The 3,033-nt window shown below is 50.5% G+C and carries 1 rRNA gene; it reads right to left on the reverse strand.

What is annotated here, in order from left to right:
* Positions 1 to 5 precede the first annotated feature (5 nt).
* Positions 6 to 2,934, reverse strand: a 23S ribosomal RNA gene (locus tag ACIQ4I_RS20675).
* Positions 2,935 to 3,033: the final 99 nt, after the last annotated feature.

Consider the following 3,033-nt stretch of genomic DNA (forward strand, 5'->3'; position numbering starts at 1 on the left):
AACTTTTGGTTAAGTCCTCGATCTATTAGTATTCGTCAGCTCCATGTGTCACCACACTTCCACCTCGAACCTATCTACCTTGTCGTCTTCAAGGGATCTTACTTACTTGCGTAATGGGAAATCTCATCTTGAGGGGGGCTTCATGCTTAGATGCTTTCAGCACTTATCCCGTCCACACATAGCTACCCAGCGATGCTCTTGGCAGAACAACTGGTACACCAGCGGTGTGTCCATCCCGGTCCTCTCGTACTAAGGACAGCTCCTCTCAAATTTCCTACGCCCACGACGGATAGGGACCGAACTGTCTCACGACGTTCTGAACCCAGCTCGCGTACCGCTTTAATGGGCGAACAGCCCAACCCTTGGGACCGACTACAGCCCCAGGATGCGATGAGCCGACATCGAGGTGCCAAACCTCCCCGTCGATGTGGACTCTTGGGGGAGATAAGCCTGTTATCCCCGGGGTAGCTTTTATCCGTTGAGCGATGGCCCTTCCATGCGGAACCACCGGATCACTAAGCCCGTCTTTCGACCCTGCTCGACTTGTAGGTCTCGCAGTCAAGCTCCCTTGTGCCTTTACACTCTACGAATGATTTCCAACCATTCTGAGGGAACCTTTGGGCGCCTCCGTTACTCTTTAGGAGGCGACCGCCCCAGTCAAACTGTCCGCCTGACACTGTCTCCTACCCCGCTAAGGGGTACGGGTTAGAATTTCAATACAGCTGGGGTAGTATCCCAAGGACGCCTCCACCGAAGCTGGCGCTCCGGTCTCTCTGGCTCCTACCTATCCTGTACAAGCTGTACCAAAATTCAATATCAGGCTACAGTAAAGCTCCACGGGGTCTTTCCGTCCTGTCGCGGGTAACCTGCATCTTCACAGGTACTATAATTTCACCGAGTCTCTCGTTGAGACAGTGCCCAGATCGTTACGCCTTTCGTGCGGGTCGGAACTTACCCGACAAGGAATTTCGCTACCTTAGGACCGTTATAGTTACGGCCGCCGTTTACTGGGGCTTCGGTTCTCACCTTCGCTTACGCTAAGCAATCCCCTTAACCTTCCAGCACCGGGCAGGCGTCAGCCCCTATACGTCACCTTACGGTTTTGCAGAGACCTGTGTTTTTGCTAAACAGTCGCCTGGGCCTATTCACTGCGGCTCTCTCGGGCTTGCACCCTACTAGAGCACCCCTTCTCCCGAAGTTACGGGGTCATTTTGCCGAGTTCCTTAACGAGAGTTCTCTCGCTCACCTTAGGATTCTCTCCTCGACTACCTGTGTCGGTTTGCGGTACGGGCACCTCCTACCTCGCTAGAGGCTTTTCTTGACAGTGTGAAATCAGGAACTTCGCTCATACGAGCTCGCCATCATAGCTCAACGTTATAGAGAGCGGATTTGCCTACTCTCACGCCTTACTATTTAGACGCACATAACCAACAGTGCGCTTACCCTATCCTACTGTGTCCCCCCATTACTCAAATGGTAGGGAGGTGGTACAGGAATATCAACCTGTTATCCATCGCCTACGCCTATCGGCCTCGGCTTAGGTCCCGACTAACCCTGAGAGGACGAGCCTTCCTCAGGAAACCTTAGTCATTCGGTGGATGGGATTCTCACCCATCTTTCGCTACTCATACCGGCATTCTCACTTCTAAGCGCTCCACCAGTCCTTCCGGTCTGACTTCACAGCACTTAGAACGCTCTCCTACCACAGACATCGTAGATGTCTATCCACAGCTTCGGTGAATTGTTTAGCCCCGATACATTTTCGGCGCAGCGTCACTCGACCAGTGAGCTATTACGCACTCTTTAAATGATGGCTGCTTCTGAGCCAACATCCTGGTTGTCTAAGCAACGCCACATCCTTTTCCACTTAACAATTACTTTGGGACCTTAGCTGGTGGTCTGGGCTGTTTCCCTTTTGACTACGGATCTTATCACTCGCAGTCTGACTCCCGTGCATAAATCACTGGCATTCGGAGTTTGTCTGAATTCGGTAATCCGGGATGGACCCCTAGTCCAAACAGTGCTCTACCTCCAGGATTCTCTATCACGAGGCTAGCCCTAAAGCTATTTCGGAGAGAACCAGCTATCTCCAGGTTCGATTGGAATTTCTCCGCTACCCACACCTCATCCCCGCACTTTTCAACGTGCGTGGGTTCGGGCCTCCAGTAAGTGTTACCTTACCTTCACCCTGGACATGGGTAGATCACCTGGTTTCGGGTCTACAACCACATACTCATTCGCCCTATTCAGACTCGCTTTCGCTACGGCTCCGTCTTTTCAACTTAACCTTGCATGTAATCGTAACTCGCCGGTTCATTCTACAAAAGGCACGCTATCACCCATTAACGGGCTCTAACTACTTGTAGGCACATGGTTTCAGGATCTCTTTCACTCCCCTTCCGGGGTGCTTTTCACCTTTCCCTCACGGTACTGGTTCACTATCGGTCACTAGAGAGTATTTAGCCTTGGGAGATGGTCCTCCCAGATTCCGACGGAATTTCACGTGTTCCGCCGTACTCAGGATCCACTCAGGAGAGAATGAACTTTTGACTACAGGACTGTTACCTTCTTTGGTGGGTCTTTCCAAACCGCTTCGTCTAACTCATTCCTTTGTAACTCCGTGTTGAGTGTCCTACAACCCCAAGAGGCAAGCCTCTTGGTTTGGGCTCTTCCCGTTTCGCTCGCCGCTACTAAGGGAATCGAAATTTCTTTCTCTTCCTTCAGGTACTTAGATGTTTCAGTTCCCTGAGTCTGCCATCATGACGCTATGTATTCACGTCAAGATACTGTCCCATTACGAACAGTGGGTTCCCCCATTCGGAAATCTCCGGATCAAAGCTTACTTACAGCTCCCCGAAGCATATCGGTGTTAGTGCCGTCCTTCATCGGCTTCTAGTGCCAAGGCATCCGCCATGCGCCCTTAATAACTTAACCTATAAGTTATTAAGCCTAAAAAATTTAAAACTTAATATAAAAAATGTGTTACTTAAGAATTTCTTCAATGTCGTTTTATCCAGTTTTCAAAGAACAATT

Origin of the sequence: Rummeliibacillus sp. NPDC094406 (assembly GCF_044763875.1) — a bacterium.
Lineage (GTDB): Bacteria > Bacillota > Bacilli > Bacillales_A > Planococcaceae > Rummeliibacillus.